The organism is Corynebacterium sp. HMSC27B11, from assembly GCF_001815985.1.
Taxonomy (GTDB): domain Bacteria; phylum Actinomycetota; class Actinomycetes; order Mycobacteriales; family Mycobacteriaceae; genus Corynebacterium.
Map to the genome: position 1 here is coordinate 1 of NZ_KV823567.1, position 21,180 is coordinate 21,180.

Below are 21,180 nucleotides of genomic sequence, written 5' to 3' on the forward strand. Positions count from 1 at the left end.
TTCCGAACCAGAACACCATCTACGAGCCTGGCTACGAAGATGGTTCGGGTAAGCCTGGTGACGACGTCAAGATCGACAAGCCTGAGTTCAAGGACAAGGACGGCAACCCGACCGAGGCTCCTGACGGGACGACCTTCAAGCCTGGTGATGATGCTCCTGAGGGTGTCAAGGTAGACGAGAACACTGGTGAGATCACGGTGACCGTCCCTGAGGATGCGACCCCGGGTGACAAGATCACTGTTCCGGTTGAGGTGACTTACCCGGATGGTTCGAAGGACAACGTCGACGTCACCATCACGGTTGAACAGCCGGACGCGGTTGACCCGCAGAAGTACCCGGAGGATACCGAGGTCGAGCAGGGCGGATCTGAGAAGATCACCCCGACCACCGACGTTCCAGAAGGCCACACCCCGAAGCTGGTCGGTCAGGACGGTAACCCGGCCGACAAGGTCGTCGTCGAGGACGAAAACGGCAAGATCACTGTCGAGATCGACGAGAACGGCGTCATCACCGTGACCCCGGATGAGAAGGCAACCCCGGGTGACTACAAGGTTCCGGTTGTTAACGTCGACGAGAATGGTGACCCGATCGAGGGCACCGAGCAGCAGGTTCCGGTCAAGGTGACCGAGAAGGGTGGCGACCAGGGCGACGAGGGCAACAACACCGGCGACGATGCCGTGAAGTACACCCCGACCTGGAAGAACGCCACGACCAAGCCGAACGTCCCGGTTGACGTGAAGAACGAGCGCCCGGACCAGCTGCCAGAGGGCTCCACGGTTGAGGCCAAGTCTGACAAGGGCTGGACCGTCACCACGGCTCCGGATGGCACCATCACAGTGACCCCGCCGGCTGAGGCACAGCAGGGCGATAAGTCCGAGATCGCTGTCACGGTGACCTACCCGGATGGCTCGAAGGATAACGAGACCTTCACCGTCACCGTTGAGACCGACCCGAGCTGGGAGGACGGCAAGACCACCCCAGACCAGCCGATCGTGATCCCGAACGACGGCGGCCCGGTCAAGCCGGACACCACGGTTGAGACCGAGGGCCCGGGCAAGGCTGAAATCGACGACAACGGCAACATCACCGTGACCCCGAATGAGGATGCGAAGCCGGGCGAGAAGGTCGTTGTTGTGGTCAAGGATCCTGAGGGTAACGAGATCGACCGCGTGACGGTGGAGATTGTTGAGAACCCTGAGGATGTGACTCCGACCAACCCGAACGACAAGCCGAAGGGTAACCAGGCTGACCAGGTGACCCCGGACTGGGAGAACCAGACCGTCAAGCCAGGTGGCACCGTGGATGTCCCGAACAAGGGCGACAAGCTGCCTGAGGGCTCGAAGATCGAGACTGAGGTCAGCAAGGATGGCTGGACCGTTGAGGCTGACCCGAAGACCGGCGAGCTGAAGGTCACCGCTCCGGAGGGCGCGAAGCACGGCGACAAGGTCACCGTCACGGTGACTGTCACCTACCCGGATGGGTCCACGGACACGGAGAAGTTCACTGTGACGGTTGTTGAGGAGAAGGGTGACCAGGGTGGCGGCAAGAAGCCGGGTGGCTCCTCTGACCTCCCTGACGGCCTGATCCCGGGCCTGATCGGTGGTGGCATCATCGGTGGCCTCATCGGTAGCCACCTGGGCTCCTCCCACGGTTCTTCCCACGGCTCCTCCACCCCGGGCCACGGTGCTGGTGCCGGCAAGGCTCCTGCGGACAAGGGTGCTCAGCAGGGTTCTGGCAACCAGGGTGCTAACGCTGGCGGCCAGTCCGGCAAGGTCGGCCCTCTGGGCGGTAATTCTGGCGCACAGTCTGGTGCTTCCAGCTCCAGCGCTGACCGTCAGGGTTCCCTGGCTGTGACCGGTGTGTCCGGTGTGGCGATCATGCTGGGTGCTGCTGCGATGGCTCTGGCCATCGGTGGCGCACTGCTGGCAGGCCGTCGCCGCCGCGAAAACTAAATAACACCCTCGGCTTCAGGTGAGGGCCGGCGAAAGCTGGTCCCCCTGTAGGCCGGAAGGGCAGTGCGCTGTAGCGCATCACCGCCACTAGGCGGATAGAAGGCTCCCAGACCACATGAACTGCATTGTTCGCGCGGCCCCGGGAGCCTTTTCCCATCCCCAACCCTGCGCACCTACCCGCCCCGGCCCGCCACTAACACTCACACCCACTCCCCCAGCCACCCCACCCAACCCCAGCGTCCACCCAGCTACACTGCAGGCATGGCAACCCCCGAGTTCATCCTCAACCTGCGTGAAAAAATCGGCAACGACCCGCTCTGGCTCCCCGGCATCACCGCGATCGTCCTCAAAGAAGTCCCGCCCGAAGCCCCACTCTGGGAAGTCCCGAAAGTCCTGCTCGTCAAACGCGCCGACAACGGCGAATGGACGCCCGTCTGCGGCATCGTCGACCCCGGCGAGGAACCCCACGTCGCCGCCATCCGCGAAGTCAAAGAAGAAACCGGCCTATACGTCACCGTCGCCGCCCTCCTCGGCGTCGGCGCCACCGACCAGGTCACCTACCCCAACGGGGACCAGACCGCATACATGGATACCGCGATGCGGTGCGTCCTCACCGATAAGGACGCCAACCCCCTCGACCCCACACTCCCCGACTATGATTCACTCGCTGAACCCATCGTCGGCGACGAAGAATCCACCGACGTTGGCTGGTTCTCCGTGGCCCAACTGCCCCCGATGAAGCCGCGCTTCCGCCTCATCATCGCGGACGCCGTCGCGCAGCTGAAGCATCCGCAGGGCTTCCGGCCCCGCATCGGCTACTTCAAGCGCAGCTAGGACCGCTGCGAGGCCGGCGCTACCAGGTCGTGGCACGCTCCGGGGCCTCCTCATACTTCGCGGCGTAGCTGGAGGCCCGGAAGGAACAAATAATCAGCTGCACCTGGTGGAAGATCATCAGCGGCAGGATCATCATCCCCAAACTTCCCCCGCCGAACATCACCGCAGCCATCGGCAAACCAGAGGCCAGCGACTTCTTCGTGCCCGCGAACTGGATCGCCACCTGATCCTCATAGTTAAAACCCAGCTTCCGGGCCGCGAACGAGGAGGCCGAGAGCATCAGGTACACCAGCACCACCGAGCCCAGCACCAGGCCAACCACGCTCACCCAACTGATCGTCGACCAGATCCCGTCCACAATCCCCTCAGAGAAGGACACATACACCACCAGGCCGATGGAGATCTGGTCCACCTTCTTCGTCGCCTTCGAGGCCGCGAAATCCTTCACCCACGGCCGCAACAGCTGACCCACCACAAAGGGCAAGAACAGCTGCAGGCCGATCTTGTAGAAGGTGCTGGCGTCGATATGGAAACCACCCTCCGCGGTGGACATCAACAACAGCACCAGCAGCGGGGTGAGCACCACACCCAGCAGGCTGGAGGCACTCGCCGCCACAATCGAGGCAGCCACATTACCCCGGGCGATCGAGGTAAACGCCACCGAGGACTGCACCGTGGAGGGCACCAACGTCAAAAACAAAATGCCCAGGTACAACTCCTGCCCGATCAGCCCGGACAGTGGCCGCAGCGCCACGCCGATCAGCGGGAAGATCGCGAAGGTGAAAGCGATGATCAGCAGGTGCAGCCGCCAGTGCATCAAGCCCTCCAGCGCCTCCCTCGGGTGCAGGCGCGCACCGTAGAGGAAGAAGAGGAAGGCGATGGCGATGGTCACCACCCAGTTGCCGATCTCCGCGCCCTGCCCACGCAGCGGCACGATCACCGCCGCGATCACCGCGAGCACGATCAACACAATCAAAAAGTCCGGGCGGTAGCCCAGAATCTTCTGCAGGACCGTCTGCTTCTGCGGGGCGGGGTTATCGGCGCTCATTCTTGGCATTGTAGCCCGCATCACAGGCCCGTCAGCCATGGGGAGAATTGCACCCCGCGGGCAGCTTTAAAACTTTTTCACAAATATAGAATACACAGAGGGTTTCGTCGGGTTAACTAACCACCATGATGAATAACCCAGGGGACCGCAGCACCGGCACGGCACCAGGCCGCGCACCACAGAACCCGTCCGCAGGACCGCAGGGTACGGCAGGCACCGCGACCGCCGCCACCACGCCCGCCGCAGGCACCACACCCGTGACCGCAGAAAGAATCGACCCGACCGCCGCGGCGCAAGAAACCTACGACGTCATCATCATCGGCGCCGGCACCTCCGGGCTCAACATCGCTCGCGAACTCGCCGCCGCTGGGCTGACCGTCCTCGGCCTGGAAGCCGGCAAGCGCTACGACCGGCACACCTACCCACGCACCGAGATCGACTCCAGCTCCCAGCTCTTCTGGGGCGGCGGCGTGGAACTGACCACCGACGCCGGCCTCGGCCTGCTCCGCCCCAAGGTTGTCGGCGGCGGGTCCATCGTCAACCAGGCCCTCATGGACCGCTTCGACGACGTCGCCTTCTCCTCCTGGCGCGACCAGTCCGGCGTCTCCTGGCTCAACGAGGACCACCTCGCCGACTACTACGAGCGCGCCGAGGGAAACATGAGCCTCAAGAACGTGCCCGAAGAGTGGCGCAACAACAACGCCAAGAACTTCGCGGACGGCTTCGACGCCAACGGCTACCGCTACGCCCCACTGCGTCGCGGTGAGGCCGACTGCCGCTTCGAGGACGGCAACTGCTGCGTGGAGTGCCTCAGCGGCTGCGGCATCGATTCCAAGCAATCCACCGCCGTCACCGCCCTGCCAGCAGCAGAAAAGCACGGCTTCCACCTCATCGACTGCGCCGAAGCACGCACCATCACCGAGCACCCCGACCGCGTCACCGTCACCACCCGCGTGCCTGCGGACAACACCCCGAAGGGTCGCCGCGGCTTCGGCAAACCCACCTACTTCGAACCCCACGTGGAGCGCACCTTCACCGCCCGGCGCGTCGTGCTGGCCTCCGGGGCGATCGGTAACACCGCCCTGCTGCTGCGCAGCGGCTACGGAAAGCAACTGCCGGGCCTGGGCAAGAACTTCTTCACCCACCCGCAGTACATGAACCTGGGCCGCTACGCCGAGGACGTCCGCGCCTTCGCCGGCCCCCTGCAGAACTACAAGTCCGACGACCCGAGCTTCCGCCGCCAGGGCTTCAAGCTGGAGAACGTCTTCGCAGGCCCCGGCAACATCGCCCTTCTGCTGCCCGGCTTCGGCGCCCGCCACGCGGAGATCATGCAGGACTTCCCGCGCCTGGGCTGCATCGAGGTCTGCGTGCGCGACACCAACCCCGGCGAAATCACCATCAACCGCAAGGGCAACCCGGTGATCAAGAAGAAGCTCAACCGGGAGGACGCCCGCCGCCGCGACGCCGGCATGGCCGCCATCCGCAACATCTTCAACGCCACCGGTGCGGAGGAAATCCTCTACGGCCAGTTCGGCATCGGCCTGCACCTCATGGGCGGGCTCGGGATGGGCGCGAGCGCCAAGCAGGGAGTGGTCTCCCCCGAGTTCACCCTCTACGGCAGCCAGCGCATCCACGCCGCGGACTCCTCGATCTTCCCGAACGCGCCGGGCATCAACCCCGCACTCACGATCGCCGCCCTGTCCCTCAAGGCCGCCGAGCAGATCATCGCCGCGAGCTAAGGAAGGAAGAAAGCAGACATGACCAGCAATAACCTCAACCCCCGCTCCACCGAGCTGCTCACCGCCACGCAGATGAAGGGCCTGCTGCGCCTGGGCGACGTCGTCATCCCCGGCGTCCCGGCCCGCAAGGCCGCGTCCGGACGCGCAGGGTCCCCGACCGCAGCGTCCGGTGGCGCGACGTCCGTGCCCCTGACGTCTGGAGGCGGGGCGCTACCGTCCTTCTCCGAGTCCGGATGCGCCGCCGGCATCGACCGCATGCTCTCCTACATGTACGACGACGACCGCACCGCCTTCCTCGTCCTCGCCACCGTCTGCGCCTACGCGCCCACTCCCCTGGTCCGCCTGATCGTGGCGATGGCCAACGCGAATGCCAAGTTCCCCGAGCCACTCGCCGGGCTGATGCGCATGGCCAACCTTGGTATCAAGGGTGTCGTCCACAGCCTCTACTATTCCAACCTCGGGGTACGCCTTGGCGAAGAACTCACCGACTCCCCACTGCTTGCCCGGGGCACCAACCCCAACCAGCTGCCCAATATCCACCAGGCCATCGGCTACGAGACCACCATCAACCAGGAGGCCTACGAGGCCGCCCTCGCCGCCGCCGACGCGCAGAACCCACGCGACTAACCCGCGCTCAGCAACCACAAGGAGCACACACCATGGCAACACAGATCCCAGAATCCGAATACGCCCAGGTCGAGGGCGTCGTCGAACGAGCACGCGAAGCACAGAAATCCATTCGCGCCTTGAGCGTCGAGGAACGCCTCGAACACCTTCGCCTCCTGCGCGGCGCGATCGTCAACCGCACCGAGGAGATCGTCGACCGCGTCCGGGAGGAAACCGGAAAGTCCCGCAGCGACATCCTGATGTCCGAAATGTTCGGCGCGCTGGACGTCATCAGCTGGCACGAGAAGAACGCCGCGAAGGTCCTGGCCCCGCAGAAGGTCGAGACCCCGCTGACGATGATGGGTAAGAAGTCCGAGATCTGGTACGAACCACTCGGCGTGGCCTTCGTCATCGCGCCCTGGAACTACCCCTTCTTCCAGGCGATTGTGCCGATCGTCGCCGCGCTCGCTGCCGGCAACGCGGTCGTCTACAAGCCCTCCGAGCACACCCCACTGGCCGGGCTGATCGAATCCCTCATGGAGGAAGCCGCCATCGCCCCGAACTGGGTGCAGGTGGTCTACGGCGACGGTGCCGTGGGCGCGGAGGTCATCGACCAGCACCCCGACCTCGTCATGTTCACCGGCTCGTGCGCGACCGGCCGGAAGATCATGAAGCAGTGCTCCGACATGCTCATTCCCGTCGAGCTCGAGCTCGGTGGCAAGGACCCCATGATCGTTTTCGAGGACGTCGACATCCCCCGCACCGCCGCCGGGGCACTGTTCGGTGGTCTGACGGCGACCGGGCAGTCCTGCACCTCCGTGGAGCGGCTCTACGTCCACGAGAGCATCAAGGAGGAGTTCGTCGCCGAGCTGGTCCGGCAAGCCCGGCTGCTCACGCAGGCGGACACGGACGCCCGCAACAACGACCTGGGCCGCATGACCGTCGACTTCCAGATCGAGCGGGTCAACGAGCAGGTTCAGGACGCTGTTTCACGTGGTGCGCGGCAGCTCACCGGGCAGGACTGGGACGGCCGTTCCGCGCTGATCCCGCCGATCCTGCTGGTCGATGTGCCGGAGGACGCGCTGGTTGTCACGGAGGAGACCTTCGGCCCGGTGATCCCGGTGCTGAGCTTCAGCTCGGAGCGGGAGGTCATCGACCGGGCGAATGACACGCCCTTCGGGCTGACCGGGTCTGTGTGGAGCGCCGACATGGACCGGGCGCGCCGGGTGGCCGGGGCGCTGCGCATCGGCGGGGTGTCCATCAACAACGTCATGGCCACGGAGTCCACCCCGGCGCTGCCGTTTGGTGGTGTGGGCGATTCCGGCATGGGCCGCCACAAGGGCGCCGAGGGTCTGCGCGCCTGGTGTAACCCGAAGTCCGTCATCGTGGACAAGGACGGCTCGCAGGGCGCTGGCCTGGAAGCGAACTGGTACCCGTACACGGAGAAGAAGTACGAGAAGTTCAGCAAGATGCTGCAGGCCTACTTCGCGGAGCAGCCTGCCCCGGTGAAGCTCGCGAAGTTCGGGCTGCTGGGGACCTCGCTGGAGTCCTACGCGCAGAAGGCGCTGGACGAGCGCGAGAAGTAGGGCGCTGGCCCGTGGGGCACAAACCCCAGGGCCGGGTGAAGTAGGAAATTAGTCCCCCGGGCGGGGCTGGGTGAGTGGGGTGTTGGCCCGGGTGCTAGCCCCGGGCGGGCGGGAAGCGGTGCGCTGACCCGGGGGCGCTGACCCCCTACGGAAGCGGATAGCTAGCCCCCGGGCGGGAGGCCCCCACGCCTCCCGCTGCGAGCGCCCCCGCGCTCTCCCCCGCTCCCCATCAACCCTTTCGGATGCTTAAGCCGTGGCGCTTTCCTGCGCTGCGGCTTCTTGTTCTGCCGTGGTGCTCTTCGGGATGAACAGGCTGGTCAGCGCAGCCAGACCCAGGATGATGCCACCCACCAGGAAGGCCGTGGTGTAGCCCGCGGCGGAGTCCGAACCCTCTGGGGAACCCACCACCTGGAACACCGGCAGCACCGCGAAGGAGATGCCCGCACCCAGGTTGAAGGCCGCGGAGTTCATACCCGGCAGGAAGCCCTGGTTATCCTGCGGCGAATTCACCACACCCAGGTTGTTCAGCACGATATTGCCGATACCCGCATAGGTCACGCCCAGCAGGATCACGCCCACGATCAGCACGATCTTCGAGCGCGTGCCCACGAACGCCAGCAGGAACAGCAGCAGCATGGACGCGATATTGGACAGGCGCAGCAGGTTCGCATAGCCCACCTTCGGCGCCAGGCGACCAGCGAACGGGCCCACCGCCCAACCGACCAGTGCGTACGGGGTCAGGAGCAGCAGGGACGCCATCGTCGCCCGCATGCCGAAACCGGCCTCCGCGTTCTGAGCCAGGGACGGTGCCACACCGTTGACGGCAGCGAACACGCCCGTCATCGTCAGAACGGTGGTCAGCAGCAGACCCCAGGTCTCGCGGCGGCGCAGGTACTTCGGGGCGACCAGCGGGGCCGCTCCAGCGGTGTTCTCCTGGCGGGTCTCCCAGCGCCAGAAGATGGCGAACACGATCAGACCAGCAGCGACCAGGCCGATGACGTAGAACCAATCCGCGGCGGCACCCTTGCCGGCCTCGTTCGCGGCCAGCGTGATGGACAGCACGGAGACGACCAGGACGGCCGCGCCGATCCAGTCCATGCGGACGTTATCGGAAGGCTTGGACTCCGGCGCGAACATCGCGACCACTACGGTGGCGACCGCGCCGACGGTGAAGATCAGCCAGAACACAGAGCGGAAGCCCCAGTGCTCAGCCATCCAGCCGGAGAGCAGGACGTCGATACCCGCAACACCACCGTTGATCGCGGCGATCAGGCCCATCAACGTGCCGAGGCGAACCTCGTCCTTAACCTGGCTGCGCAGGATGATCAGCGTCATCGGGATGGTCGGGCCGGAAATGCCCTGCAGCGCGCGGGCGAGCATCAGGATGCCGATGTTCGGGGCGAGGGCGGCGAGCAGGCCACCCAGGGACATCACGGCCAGCATGATGACGAGGATGCGGCGGCGTCCCACGATGTCCGAGAGGCGTGGGAGGAACAGGCCGCACATCGCGCCACCGGTGAAGAACGCGGTCTGGGTGAGGCCGACCGCGGATTCGTCGGTGTTGAGCTCGGTGGCCATCGTGCGCAGCACCGGGGAGAGCATCGAGGCGTTGAGCTGGAATGCCACCGCCGCGGTGATGAGCACGAACATGAGCAGTGGCAGGCCACCCTTGCGCGAATCCACCGGGTCGATGACCGGGGTCGCGGCGGCGGGGTTGTTGGGCCCGCCTGAGCGGGGCGTAGTTGCGTTCATACTTGCAGGATAAGCGGGTGATTCGTGCGAGTCCACACTTTTTCCTGTGATGTTGGCTGCACGCCCCGGCGGGCCCAGTGCGCGTCTATTGCCGGTCTATTGTGCGTTTTGCAGAGTTTGATGTCGGAAATTCGTCCAAAAGCGACATCAAACTCTGCAAAACGTGAAGGAGGGGGCGTGCCCCGCTCCCCCGCCCCCGCTCCCGGCGCTAGCTGCGGAAGTCGGTGTCGCCGATGCGGGTCAGCGCATCAACCAGCAGATCCCAGAAGCGATCCACGTCCACGTCCACGCCGACGCGGTGGCGCACCGGCTCCACGTGCTCGCCATAGGTATCCATGCCCGCGCAGGCGTAATCATCCGTGCGGCACAGCGCGGAAGGATCGCCCGGCTGCTCAGCCGTCTGATCCTGCGCGCCCCAGGTGCGCCGCAGGTCAACCACGGTCATGCCGCGGGTGTGCTCACCCTTGGTCTCCACGACGACCGGGGCCGCCACGGTGCGCAGCACCTCCGGGTCAGCCACCGCCGCAACGGCCAGCGGGTCGTGCATCGGCGGCCCCGGGTAGCGGCGCTCCTTCATGTACGCGCCGCCGAAGAATTCCACGAGCTCCGCGATGAACTGCGCGACGTCCGTGCCCACGGCCTTGAGCTGCGCCATGCGGGACGGAACCGCGAGCACCTTGTGGGTGACGTCCAAACCAACCATCGTGACCGGCCATTCCGCGTCGAAGACGATCGCGGCGGCCTCCGGGTCCGCGAGGATGTTGAACTCCGCGGACGGAGTCATGTTGCCGGTGTGGTGCCCGCCGCCCATCAGCGTCACACCCGCCACGCGGGAGACGAGCTCCGGGTAGCGGCGCGCGAACAGTCCAATGTTGGTCAGCGCGCCCGTCGGCACGAGCGTGACGGTGCCCGGCTCCTCGCGCTCAATGACCTGCGCGATCAGGTCGACGGCGTGGGTGTCCTCCAGCTCCACGCCAGCCTCCGGCAGCTGCGGGCCGTCGAGGCCGGATTCGCCGTGGATCTCATCCGGGATCAGCTGCGGCCCGACGAGCGGACGGTGCGCACCAGCGGCGAAGGGCACGCCGGTGATCCCGCCGACGCGGGCCAGCGCCTGCGCGTTCTTGGTGACCTTCTCGAGGGTCTGGTTACCCGCGACGGTCGTGACCGCGAGCAGCTCGAGGTTCGGGTTTCCCCAGGCCAGGAGCATGGCGATGGCGTCGTCGTGGCCGGGGTCGCAGTCGAGGATGATCTTACGAGGCTGGGTGTTGTTGGCTGCAGAAGTGCTCATACCTCAAGTGTGCCACGCGCACCTGGGAGAACGCGGTGCGAAAGCTAGGATATTGCTCACGCACTTTCACACCTCGCGCATACTCCGCGCCCGACCCTAGGAAGCCCCCTTGTTCGCAACGATCGCCCAGGCTGTTGGCCTTTTCGCCGTGACGAATATCGCCGACATCATCGTCCTCTCGCTGCGCTCACTGTATTAAGGACTGAGGGAGTTGACGATGCATTTATTTGAAGAGGAGCTCAACGTTAGGTGTTCCCCACAAAGGTTTAGCGTAATCAAGTCACGGTTACTGAGGGCGTTGAAAGATAGTCCCATGGTAATGGAAATAATTGACTGCGTTCAAGGGGTTGACCGAGAGAATGAATATAATTTAGAGCTTCCGACGGGGGATGATGGAAGAAGTCCGGATGCGACTGAGGTTAATACGGTCGCTATCTCATTCAGCGCGAGTGCCAATGTTTCAGATTTAGATGAACTGAGTGACGAAGTATATAGCTGCGTGCTGTATGCGCTGAATAATTCTCAGACATTAGATTTTTTCAGCCTATTATCTCCCCTTGAAGATAAAAGTGATTTAGGCGGTTAGATCGGCATTCTGCTTTGAGTATTTGGGGTAAGCAGATGGCGATTGGGATTGATTGGCTGTCGTCGCCGGTGCGGGTGCCTTCCTGCCGCCCAGCACGATCCCCTATTTCGGTCTGATTCCGCTGGTCGATGGCCTGAAGGCTGCATGGAAGGCCTGGGCGTGGTGATCCTAGTCCAGGGGAACGCTTTCGGCCTCTAGCTGCGGTTTTCCTGTTCCGCCGCCAGGTCGCGGATCTCTGCTTCCGTCGCGTACGACGCCGCCGCGCCGGCCTTTTGGGTCGCCAAGGACCCGGCCGCAACAGCCACGCGGGTGGCGTCCACCAGGGAGGAGCCGGTGGCCACAGCCGCCGCGAGCGTGCCGCAGAACGCATCCCCGGCACCGGTGGTGTCCACGATGGTCTCCATCTGCGGGGCGGGCACGCGCGTGACTCCGTCCTCGTCGATGACGGCCGCGCCCGCCGGCCCCAGGGTGACCACGCAGGTGCGGGCGACGTCCTTGAGCGCGGCGAAGAGCTCCTCGGTGGGGGTTTCGCGAGGCAGCCCGGTGATGTCCGCGGCCTCCAGCTCGTTGAGGACGATTGGGTCGGACGCCGCGACCAGGTCGGCGTCCTTCGTCGTCACCGGGGCGAGGTTCAGGATCAGCCGGGCCCCGATGGCCTCGGCGAGGGCGGGCAGCTCCGCGGAGTGCTCCGGGGTGAGCTCGCCTTGGGCCAGCACAACCGGGATGGGGCGCTCATCGGCCAGCTCGGTGGCCAGGCCCGTCAGCTCAGCCGGGCTGACCAGCTCGTTGGCCCCGGAGGTGACGATGATGATGTTTTCGCCGGACGCGTCGTTCATGATGAACGCCTGGCCGGTGGGCTGGTTGGTGCGGGCGATGTGGGCGGTGTTCACCCCGTGCTCGTCGAGCTCCTTGATTGCCAGCAGCGCCAGCGGGTCGAGCGGCTGGCTGGGGTTATCGGCGCTGGTCTCCCCCACTGCGCCCAGCAGGATCGTCTCCACGCCCATGCGGGCGGAGGCGACGGCCTGGTTCGCGCCCTTGCCGCCGAGCCCCTGCAGGCCACGGCGGCCGATGATGGTCTCGCCGGGGTGCGGGAACTCATCGAGGCCCACGAAGGTGTCGACGTTGATGCTGCCGCACACGAGGACGGCAGGTGCAGCGTTGCTGTTCGCGTCGACGGATGCAGGAGTGTCCGCCGCGTCCACGGACGCGGTGCTCGGGGGCTTACCGGGGTTCATACCCCACAGTCTAGAAGACGCCGCGGACAACCTCTCTTAGCGACGTCGCAGTTCGTCCTCAATTGCGTCGAGCTGCATCGAGTTCCAGAAGGCCATGCGCTGGAGTGCTGCCGCCAGCCTGTTTTGTTCATTAATGCGGCGCTGCTCTTTTGCACGCAGAGCATTTACTCGCTCTATGTCTTCGTTGTGGGCGCGCACTGCGCTGTCGATGTCGTAGGCGCCCCCGCTAGCTAGAACATCGATGATGTCCTGCACAGTCTCCGGGGTTCGTGATGCGCCGGTGAAGATATCGAAAGCCTTATTCCGCTGGGCTAGCGGAATGCCTTGGTCCTGAAGAACCCCTTGGTGCTGAGCGATCATCGCGATCGACTGCTGCTTAGACTTCTCCTGCTCAGCAATTTTTTCAGCGAAGATGGTGCGCAGTGAGATTTTGCCCGCCAGGTAGGCCAGCGCAGTAAGGATAAGAAAGACCACGGTCATCGTGATGCCACTCTTCATGCCGTACTTGAACATGAAGCTGAGACCGAGCGCCTCAACGACCAACAGCGGGCTGATCTTACCCGGGAACAGACCGAGAAATAACGCAACACTACTCATGATGGCGATGACTACCAGCGACCGGTGGACGGTGTACATCGCTGTGGCGGACGTGATTACACCTACGAAGACGGCGTAGAAAGGGAACCGCCGTTCTGCGACCTTAAGGGGGTTCCACTGCGCGAGGGCGTTCTTCTTTCTCTCGAGATCGCTGAAGCGTCGCTCGAGAGCGTACTGCTTCTGTAGCGAGAAGAGTTTGTTGATTTCAGCCTGGGTGTTCGGATGATACGCACTGGCCATGGGCGGAATTTTACCTAAAACGCTCAAGCGTCGGACGGGGGAAACGCGCGACAGCAGGGGTCTAAGTGCGAATGATCCCCCGCAGAAAAGCTCCCCTAGCGGCGGTCCTGCTCCGCCACCGCGCGGCGGGCCGCATCCAGATCCAGCGCAGGCTTCGCCGCCGCCTGCTGCGAGCCCTGCCCAGCGCCAGCACCAGCACCAGAACCGGCACCCTGACCAGCGTCGAAGGCCGCTCCCCCGCCCTCACACGCGCCATTCAGCGAGCAGCTACCGCACGCATTCCCCGACGCACATTCCTCCGCCGTCGGCTCACAACCGCCGGCCGAGGCGTCGTCGTCGGAAGAAGAACCAGAAGAACAGCACCCCTCAGCGGCCCGTGCCTCCTCGGCCTCCTGACCACGCAGGTGCTCCAGGCGAGCCATCGTGGACGCCGCCATCGCAGAACCCATCCCGATCAGGAACAGCGCCCCCACGATCAACAGCGCGAAGACCAGCCACATCCAGCCGCCGATCCCCGTCGTCAGCAGCGCAGCCCCCAGCAGCGCCGCACCCGCACCCATCCACGCCGGGCCCGCGATCTTGTGCGCCAAAACCCAGTTCTCGGGGGACTTCCGAACCTCCGGGATACGCAGCCCAACCACCCCGTTACCAGGCAGTTTCTCCATAAACCCGAGCAGCCCCACCGTCAGGACAGCGAGGGCGAGAATAACCAGCAGGATGGTGAGCACGATCATGCGGTTCAGTCTATTACCCCGTCTACTAGAATGACCAACCATGAACACCCCAGCTGACACGTCCGACCAGACCCCGTACCGCTACTCCCCCGCGCTCGCCGCGGATATCGAGCAGCGGTGGCAGAAGCACTGGGCCGAACACGGCACCTTCAACGCCCCCAACCCCGTCGGCGACCTCGCCACCGACGGGCAGAAGCTGCCGGAAGACCGCATCTTCGTGCAGGACATGTTCCCCTACCCCTCCGGCGCCGGGCTGCACGTCGGCCATCCGCTGGGCTACATCGCCACCGATGTCTACGCCCGCTTCCAGCGCATGACCGGCAAGAACGTGCTCCACACCCTCGGCTACGACGCCTTCGGCCTCCCCGCCGAGCAGTACGCCGTTCAGACCGGCACCCACCCGCGCACCACCACCATGGCCAACATCGAAAACATGGAGCGCCAGCTGGGCCGGTTGGGGCTCGGCCACGATAAGCGCCGCGCCGTCGCCACCACCGACCGCGAGTTCTACCGCTGGACCCAGTGGATCTTCCTCAAGATCTACAACTCCTGGTTCGACCCGGAGGCCGACCCCGCGCCGGGCTACCCCTCCAAGCTGAAGGGCCGCGCCCGTCCGATCTCCGAGCTCATCCCGAAGCTCGAGGCCGAGCACGCCGACTGGGCCGAGAAGACCGAGGCCGAGCGCCAGGAGATCATCGACGGCTACCGCCTGGTCTACCGCTCCAACTCCACCGTCAATTGGTGCCCGGGCCTGGGCACCGTGCTAGCAAACGAAGAGGTCACCGCCGAAGGCCGCTCCGAGCGCGGTAACTTCCCGGTCTTCCGCAAGAACCTGCAGCAGTGGATGATGCGCATCACCGCCTACTCCGACCGCCTGCTCGAGGACCTGGAATTCCTCGACTGGCCGGAGAAGGTCAAGTCTATGCAGCGCAACTGGATCGGCCGTTCCCGCGGCGCGCAGCTGGCGTTTTCTTCCGCCGCGGGCCCGATCGAGGTCTTCACCACCCGCCCGGACACCCTCTTCGGGGCGACGTACATGGTGCTCGCCCCCGAGCACGAGCTCGTCGACACCCTCGTTTCCGCAGCTGAGGACGCCGCCGGCTCCGCGCAGGCCGCCTACGCCGACGCCGATGAGCGCTGGACCTTCGGCCAGAGCAGCCCGTCCGAGGCCGTCGCCGCTTACCGCGCGTCCATCGCCGCGAAGTCCGACCTGGAGCGCCAGGAGAACAAGGAAAAGACCGGCGTGTTCACCGGTGCCTATGCCACCAACCCGGTCAATGGCGAGCAGGTGCCCGTCTTCATCGCGGACTACGTCCTCATGGGCTACGGCACCGGCGCCATCATGGCGGTCCCGGCCCACGACGAGCGCGACTTCGACTTCGCCACCGCTTTCGGCCTGCCGATCCGCGAGGTCGTCGCCGGCGGCGAGAAGGGCGAGGACGGCCGGCTCACCGCCGCGTACACCGATGGTGGTAAGGCCGTGAACAGCGCAAACGCTGAGGGTCTGGACATCAACGGCCTCGCCCTGGCAGATGCGAAGGCCACCACCACCGAGTGGCTCGAGGAGAAGGGCTACGGCCACGGCAAGGTGCAGTTCAAGCTGCGCGACTGGCTGTTCGCCCGCCAGCGTTACTGGGGCGAGCCCTTCCCCATCGTCTACGACGCCGACGGGGTCGCCCACCCGCTGCCGGAGGACATGCTCCCGGTGGAGCTGCCGGAGGTCGAGGACTACAAGCCGGTCGCCTTCGACCCGGAGGATCAGGACACCGAGCCGCAGCCCCCGCTGGCCAAGGCCCGCGAGTGGATCGAGGTCGAGCTGGACCTCGGCGATGGACGCGGCACCCAGACCTACTACCGCGACGCGAACGTCATGCCGCAGTGGGCCGGTTCTTCCTGGTACCAGCTGCGCTACATCGACCCGAATAACGATCACGCGCTGGTAGACATAGACAACGAGCGTTATTGGGTCGGCCCGCGCGAGGGCAACCCGTCTGGTGGCGTGGACCTGTACGTCGGTGGTGTGGAGCACGCGGTGCTGCACCTGCTGTACTCCCGCTTCTGGCACAAGGTGCTCTTCGACCTGGGCGTGGTTAGCTCCTTCGAGCCCTACCACCGCCTATTCAACCAGGGCTACATCCAGGCCTACGCCTACACCGACTCCCGAGGCGTGTACATGCCGGCCGCGGAGGTCGTGGAGCGCGACGGCGCATTCGTGCACGTCAACCCGGAGACCGGGGCGGAGACCCCGGTCCAGCAGGAGTACGGGAAGATGGGCAAGTCCCTGAAGAACTCCGTCTCCCCGGACGAGATCTGCGATAACTACGGCGCGGACACCCTGCGCGTCTACGAGATGTCCATGGGGCCGCTGGATACCTCCCGCCCGTGGGCGACGAAGGACGTCGTCGGCGCGCAGCGTTTCCTGCAGCGTGCCTGGCGCCTGGTCGTGGACGAGACGTCCGGCAAGGCGGTCGTCGATGAGGACGTCAACACGCTGGCCTCGCTGCCGGATGAGGACCGCCGTGCGGTGAACCGCGCGCTGGCGGGTGTCCACGAGGACTACACCAACCTGCACAACAACACCGCCGTCGCGAAGCTGATCGAGCTGGTGAACTACCTGACGAAACAGTACGGCGCGGCGGGTGCCGGTGGCGCCCAGGGTGCCGCGGCGGATGCTGCGGTGCCGCGCGCGGCGGCGGAGGCGCTGGCGCTGATGCTGGCCCCGGTGGCCCCGCACCTGGCCGAGGAGCTGTGGCAGGTGCTGGGTGGTGCGGAGGCCTCTGGCCTGCTGGCTGGCGGGGCAGGTCAGGGTTCTGGCCTGACCCAGGACGAGGCCTCCGTGGCCTTCGTGCCGTACCCGGCGTGGGAAGAGGACTGGCTGGTCGACGACCAGATCGAGATGCCGGTTCAGATCATGGGCAAGGTTCGCGCCCGCATCATGGTCGCCGCGGATGCCTCCCGGGAGGACCTGGAGGCCGCGGCGCTGGCTGACGAGACCGTGCAGGGCCACATCGAGGGCAAGACGGTGCAGAAGGTCATCGTCGTGCCGGGCCGCATGATCAATATCGTCGCGAAGTAACGCGAAAGGCCGCCCGGGGAGGGGACCGGGCGGCCTGCATCTGGGGGTTTGCGTTGGAGCTTTGCCTTTCGGGACCCGTTGGGGGTGGGCCCCGTTGGGACGTGGGGAGCGCTGAGTTTTAGGCGTTGAGGATCAGCATCGCCGCGCTGTTGACCGACCAGCCGATCGCCACGGGCATGATGAACCAGATCACCGCGATCCACGGACGCCAGCGCTGGTGGCGCTTCCACTTGTAGTAGCAGATATACGCCGCTCCGAAGAGCCCGAAAAAGCACACCAGAGCAGGGGCGATGTGGAAGAACAGCCGGAAGCCCTCGGTGCACAACCAGGCGGAGGAATCGGCATCGCAATACGGGCCGCCCACGATGCGGGAGATGATTGCCGTGCCCAATGCCAGGACGGCAGCGATGCCCGGGACGGCACAGAAGTAGATGATCGCCTGCTTCGTCGAGCGGTTATTGCGCTCCAGGCGGGCGAGGGGATCGGCCTCGTAATCGAGCTCGGTGAGCTTCGGGCGGCCGGCGCTCTGCGGCGGAAGGTCCTCCGGCGGCAGCTCGGCGCGATTCTCCGGGTGCCCCGGGCCTAACGTACTCACGATTACCCTCTCCTTCGGTGAAACTCCTGGTAGCTCCCAACCTTAAGAGATCCCGGCCACAAAGCTAAACCCCGCTGCCACACTCGAGCGGGGAAGAGTAACCCGGGCGGGGTAGTGCGTCTGTGCTGCGGCGCGGCACGCACAACGGGGGAGGGGCAGCTGGACTCGGCTCGCTCGACCCGACCAACTAGACCGTGCTGAGGAATACCGGCACCGGCACGTGCCGCAGGATCTGGTTCGTGGATGGGCCGATGAACACTCGGTTGAAATCGCCCAACACGCTGGAGCCCATGACCATCAGGTCGCCCTTGCGCCACTTGATCGCGCCGACGGCCTCCTCCCAGCTCGCGCCGATGCCGGTCTTCGTGGTGACCTCCAGATCCGGGTGGCGGGACAGCGCTCGCTTCCGGCCGCGCTCCAGCAGCTCCTTGGCCTGCACCTGCCAAGCCTCCGCCAACGGGGCTGCGGCACTGCTAGCACCAGCACCGCCGGTGCCCGCAGCATCCACCGCATCGCCGAAGGCGACCTGCGTGGGATCCAGCGAGACCCCGGCGGGGGAGAAGGCCACCAGCCGCAGCGGCACGTCCCACCGCCGCGCGAGATCCGAGGCATGGCGCAGTGCCTGCTGGGACTGCTCGGTATCCACATAAGCGCAGTTCACGCGGGTCGGACCGGCCTTGGAGAAGTCCAGGTTCCGCGGCACGAGCATCAGCGGCAGCGGGGAGCAGTGCAGCAGCGCGTCTGCGGTGGAGCCCATCCGGTAGCGCCCGTCCGGCGAATCCGCCTGCGAGCCCAGCAGGATCACATCCGCCCCGAACTCCTCACCGGCCTCGATGAGGCGGCTGGTCTCGGAATGGTCGCTGTAGACCATCGCGAGCTGCTCTTCATCCAGCATTTTCTCGGGCACCCCGGCGGCCAGCAGCGCGGCACGCGCGGACTCGCCCGCCGCGGTCATTTCTGCCGCCAGCCACGTATTGAAGGCCTCCCGGGCCGCAGTGAAGCTGGTGGGGCTGGCGGACCCGGCGACCGGCGCGCCCAGCGCCTCAGCCGCGCCCACCCCGGCCCCCGGCGTGCCGTGGCTACCGCTGGTGTCCGGGCTGGTGGGGTAGAGGTCCGAGCTGGCGGTGGGGTAGAGGTCCGCCTGATCCGCCGCCGCGGCGGGGGCGTCCGTCTGCGGCCAGGTCTGGGAGATCACCGTCGCGGTGCGCACGACCAGCGGGTTCTCCTGCGCGAGCCAGGCAACGGTGCGCGCCAAGTCCTCGCCCACGCTCCCGGCATGCGGCGGCCACGCCACCAGCACGCGCAGCGCCCGGTTCACGCGCGGCGCGATCACCGGCTTCGCGAGCGTTGGCGGGCGGAATGCCTTCTTAGAGGTGCGGGACTTCTTCGTCTTCTTCGGTGCCACAGCGTTGAGCTCCCCGTCCCAATTCAGCTTTTAGCGCTACTTCGCGGGATCGGCTGGAGTAACGCTCTCGTCATCCTCAGAGTACCGCTCCAGGATGGTGTCGATGACCGGGATGAAGGCGTCCACGGTCTGCAGCTCTTCCTCGCTGAGGTTCTCCAGCATGCTGGCGAGCTGGATGCTGCGCGCCCCCTCCTGGTTGTGCAGCTCCTCCCGCCCCTTGTCCGTGAGCTGAACGCGCACGCCGCGACGGTCGCTGACGTCCCGAACGCGGTGGACCAGCCCCATCGTCTCGAGCTGGTTGACGGCGTTGGACGCCGTCGGCATGCGGATGGACTCCATCGCAGCAATCTGAGAAATGCGCATGGGACCCTCGCTGTCCAGGATCATCATGATCGACAGCTGGGCCTGCGAGATGTTCGACTGCTCCGTCTTACGGAAGTACAGCAGGTAGAGACGCGTGAGGCTCGGGCGAAGATCCCGGGCAATGTCCATTTTTGAACGTGGCATATTGTCCAATCTACCTGAGTGTTGTCGGTGCAAAACTATCGAGTACCAGATAATCCCTTATCACGGGAAAAATTACCCCCGGAGGCTTGTGTAGCACCCCGGGGGTAGCGGTGTGTGACGCCGACTGATCCGAAGCCTCAGCCGACGCACGTGAGCGGTTTAGGCGATCCCGCCGGAGATGAACTCCTCCAGCTGGGTGCGCGCCACATCGTCCGGCAGCTGCGTCGGAGGGGACTTCATCAGGTAGCTGGACGCCGCCTCAACCGGCCCAGCAACGCCGCGGTCCAGGGCGATCTTCGCCGCGCGAACAGCATCGATGATGATGCCCGCGGAGTTCGGGGAGTCCCACACCTCGAGCTTGTACTCCAGGTTCAGCGGCACCTCACCGAAGGCGGAGCCCTCCAGGCGCACGTAGGCCCACTTCCGGTCATCCAGCCAGCCCACGTAGTCCGACGGCCCGATGTGCACGTTCTTGTCGTGTACCTTGCCCGCCAGCGGGGAGGTCTTCAGGTTGGACGTCACCGCCTGCGTCTTGGAGATCTTCTTCGACTCCAGACGCTCGCGCTCCAGCATGTTCTTGAAGTCCATGTTGCCGCCGACGTTCAGCTGCATCGTGCGGTCCAAGCGCACGCCGCGCTCCTCGAAGAGGTGGGCGAGCACGCGGTGGGTGATCGTGGCGCCGACCTGGGACTTGATGTCATCGCCGATGATCGGCAGGCCCGCGTCGCGGAACTTCTGTGCCCACTCCGGGTCGGAGGCGATGAACACCGGCAGGGCGTTGACGAACGCGCAGCCAGCGTCGATGGCGCACTGCGCGTAGAAGCGGTCCGCTTCCTCAGAGCCGACCGGCAGGTAGCTGACGACGACGTCCGCCTTCGCCTTCTTCAGCTCAGCGACGACGTCCACCGGCTCCACCGAGGACTCCTCGATCGACTCCTGGTAGTAACGGCCCAGGCCGTCGTGGGTTGGGCCGCGCTTGACCTCGACGCCGAGGTGCGGGATGTCCGCGATCTTGATCGTCTGGTTCTGGCCGGAGTACAGCGCCTCGGAGACGTCCTTGCCGACCTTGTCCGCGTCGACGTCGAAACCGGCGACGACCTTGACGTCCGCGACGTGATAATCGCCGAAAACGGTGTGCATCAGGCCCGGGATCTCAGCATCCGGGGCGGCGTCCTTATAAAACTCAAGACCCTCAACCAGGGAGGTGGCGCAGTTGCCGAGGCCGACGATCGCGATGTTGACCGTGCGGCCCTCGGCCGCTGCAGGGGAAGTCGAATTATTGCTCATAGCTGAACAACTTAAGGCCGCTGACCTTGGCAATTGGGGTGCTTAAGGCGGTTGACCGATCAAGAGCCGCCAGTAAACCGATCAAGTGCTGGCCCGGGGCGACGTCCTAAAAG

Annotated in this window: 16 protein-coding genes and 2 pseudogenes; 8 read left to right on the plus strand and 10 right to left on the minus strand. The window is 65.4% G+C overall.

Annotation, left to right across the window (positions count from 1 at the left end; genetic code table 11):
* Both HMPREF3097_RS07140 and HMPREF3097_RS07145 read left to right on the plus strand, forming a co-directional pair.
* Nucleotides 1-1,952 (plus strand): YPDG domain-containing protein (locus tag HMPREF3097_RS07140; RefSeq protein ID WP_210398564.1); only part of this gene is annotated, 1,952 nt, incomplete at its 5' end.
* Between the two features lie 261 nt (nt 1,953-2,213).
* Nucleotides 2,214-2,786, plus strand: a complete 573-nt coding sequence (locus HMPREF3097_RS07145) for an NUDIX hydrolase (protein WP_070761702.1) — start codon at nt 2,214-2,216, stop codon at nt 2,784-2,786.
* Between the two features lie 19 nt (nt 2,787-2,805).
* Here HMPREF3097_RS07145 and HMPREF3097_RS07150 read toward each other — a convergent pair whose 3' ends face one another.
* Nucleotides 2,806-3,843, minus strand: a complete 1,038-nt coding sequence (locus HMPREF3097_RS07150; RefSeq protein ID WP_070761703.1) for a bile acid:sodium symporter family protein — start codon at nt 3,841-3,843, stop codon at nt 2,806-2,808.
* Between the two features lie 116 nt (nt 3,844-3,959).
* On the opposite strand from HMPREF3097_RS07150, the gene HMPREF3097_RS07155 reads away from it, so the two are divergent.
* The 3 genes and pseudogenes from HMPREF3097_RS07155 to HMPREF3097_RS07165 all read left to right on the plus strand — a co-directional run.
* Entirely contained in the window at nt 3,960-5,573 is a 1,614-nt protein-coding gene (locus HMPREF3097_RS07155) for a GMC family oxidoreductase N-terminal domain-containing protein (protein ID WP_070761704.1), read from the plus strand.
* An 18-nt stretch (nt 5,574-5,591) separates the two neighbouring features.
* A complete protein-coding gene (locus tag HMPREF3097_RS07160) occupies nt 5,592-6,200 on the plus strand; it encodes a hypothetical protein (RefSeq protein WP_070761705.1) in 609 nt (202 codons plus the stop codon).
* Nucleotides 6,201-6,226: 26 nt separating this feature from the next.
* Nucleotides 6,227-7,765: pseudogene (locus tag HMPREF3097_RS07165) on the plus strand (aldehyde dehydrogenase family protein); the annotation flags it as partial.
* A 246-nt stretch (nt 7,766-8,011) separates the two neighbouring features.
* On the opposite strand, the gene HMPREF3097_RS07170 reads toward HMPREF3097_RS07165, so the two are convergent.
* Nucleotides 8,012-9,415: an MFS transporter gene (locus HMPREF3097_RS07170; RefSeq protein ID WP_371260094.1), complete on the minus strand. Its 1,404-nt coding sequence runs from the start codon at nt 9,413-9,415 to the stop codon at nt 8,012-8,014.
* Between the two features lie 310 nt (nt 9,416-9,725).
* The gene (locus HMPREF3097_RS07175) at nt 9,726-10,805 is read right to left on the minus strand and encodes a nucleoside hydrolase (RefSeq protein WP_070761708.1); all 1,080 of its coding nucleotides are present in this window, start codon (nt 10,803-10,805) and stop codon (nt 9,726-9,728) included.
* A gap of 319 nt (nt 10,806-11,124) precedes the next feature.
* On the opposite strand from HMPREF3097_RS07175, the gene HMPREF3097_RS09680 reads away from it, so the two are divergent.
* Together HMPREF3097_RS09680 and HMPREF3097_RS09980 are read left to right on the plus strand one after the other, a co-directional pair.
* A complete protein-coding gene (locus HMPREF3097_RS09680) occupies nt 11,125-11,391 on the plus strand; it encodes a hypothetical protein (protein WP_141759499.1) in 267 nt (88 codons plus the stop codon).
* 58 nt (nt 11,392-11,449) lie between these two features.
* A pseudogene (locus HMPREF3097_RS09980) lies at nt 11,450-11,548 on the plus strand (cadmium transporter); the annotation flags it as partial.
* Between the two features lie 37 nt (nt 11,549-11,585).
* On the opposite strand, the gene HMPREF3097_RS07180 reads toward HMPREF3097_RS09980, so the two are convergent.
* The 3 genes from HMPREF3097_RS07180 to HMPREF3097_RS07190 form a co-directional block, all read right to left on the minus strand.
* The gene (locus HMPREF3097_RS07180; RefSeq protein WP_070761709.1) at nt 11,586-12,626 is read right to left on the minus strand and encodes a ribokinase; all 1,041 of its coding nucleotides are present in this window, start codon (nt 12,624-12,626) and stop codon (nt 11,586-11,588) included.
* A gap of 36 nt (nt 12,627-12,662) precedes the next feature.
* Nucleotides 12,663-13,463, minus strand: a complete 801-nt coding sequence (locus tag HMPREF3097_RS07185; RefSeq protein WP_070761710.1) for a hypothetical protein — start codon at nt 13,461-13,463, stop codon at nt 12,663-12,665.
* Nucleotides 13,464-13,558: 95 nt separating this feature from the next.
* The gene (locus tag HMPREF3097_RS07190; protein ID WP_083317979.1) at nt 13,559-14,197 is read right to left on the minus strand and encodes an SdpI family protein; all 639 of its coding nucleotides are present in this window, start codon (nt 14,195-14,197) and stop codon (nt 13,559-13,561) included.
* Between the two features lie 40 nt (nt 14,198-14,237).
* Here HMPREF3097_RS07190 and leuS point away from each other — a divergent pair, with 40 nt between their 5' ends.
* Nucleotides 14,238-17,273, plus strand: a complete 3,036-nt coding sequence (gene leuS, locus HMPREF3097_RS07195; RefSeq protein WP_070761712.1) for a leucine--tRNA ligase — start codon at nt 14,238-14,240, stop codon at nt 17,271-17,273.
* Between the two features lie 118 nt (nt 17,274-17,391).
* On the opposite strand, the gene HMPREF3097_RS07200 is transcribed toward leuS, so the two are convergent.
* The 4 genes from HMPREF3097_RS07200 to HMPREF3097_RS07215 all read right to left on the minus strand — a co-directional run bounded on the left by HMPREF3097_RS07200 (nt 17,392) and on the right by HMPREF3097_RS07215 (nt 21,067).
* The gene (locus HMPREF3097_RS07200) at nt 17,392-17,868 is read right to left on the minus strand and encodes a hypothetical protein (protein ID WP_070757891.1); all 477 of its coding nucleotides are present in this window, start codon (nt 17,866-17,868) and stop codon (nt 17,392-17,394) included.
* A gap of 187 nt (nt 17,869-18,055) precedes the next feature.
* A complete protein-coding gene (locus tag HMPREF3097_RS07205; RefSeq protein ID WP_070761713.1) occupies nt 18,056-19,273 on the minus strand; it encodes a universal stress protein in 1,218 nt (405 codons plus the stop codon).
* 36 nt (nt 19,274-19,309) lie between these two features.
* Nucleotides 19,310-19,780 (minus strand): MarR family winged helix-turn-helix transcriptional regulator, encoded by a 471-nt coding sequence (locus tag HMPREF3097_RS07210; protein ID WP_070761714.1) that lies wholly within the window; start codon nt 19,778-19,780, stop codon nt 19,310-19,312.
* A gap of 159 nt (nt 19,781-19,939) precedes the next feature.
* Nucleotides 19,940-21,067, minus strand: a complete 1,128-nt coding sequence (locus HMPREF3097_RS07215) for an inositol-3-phosphate synthase (protein WP_070761715.1) — start codon at nt 21,065-21,067, stop codon at nt 19,940-19,942.
* Nucleotides 21,068-21,180 lie beyond the last annotated feature (113 nt).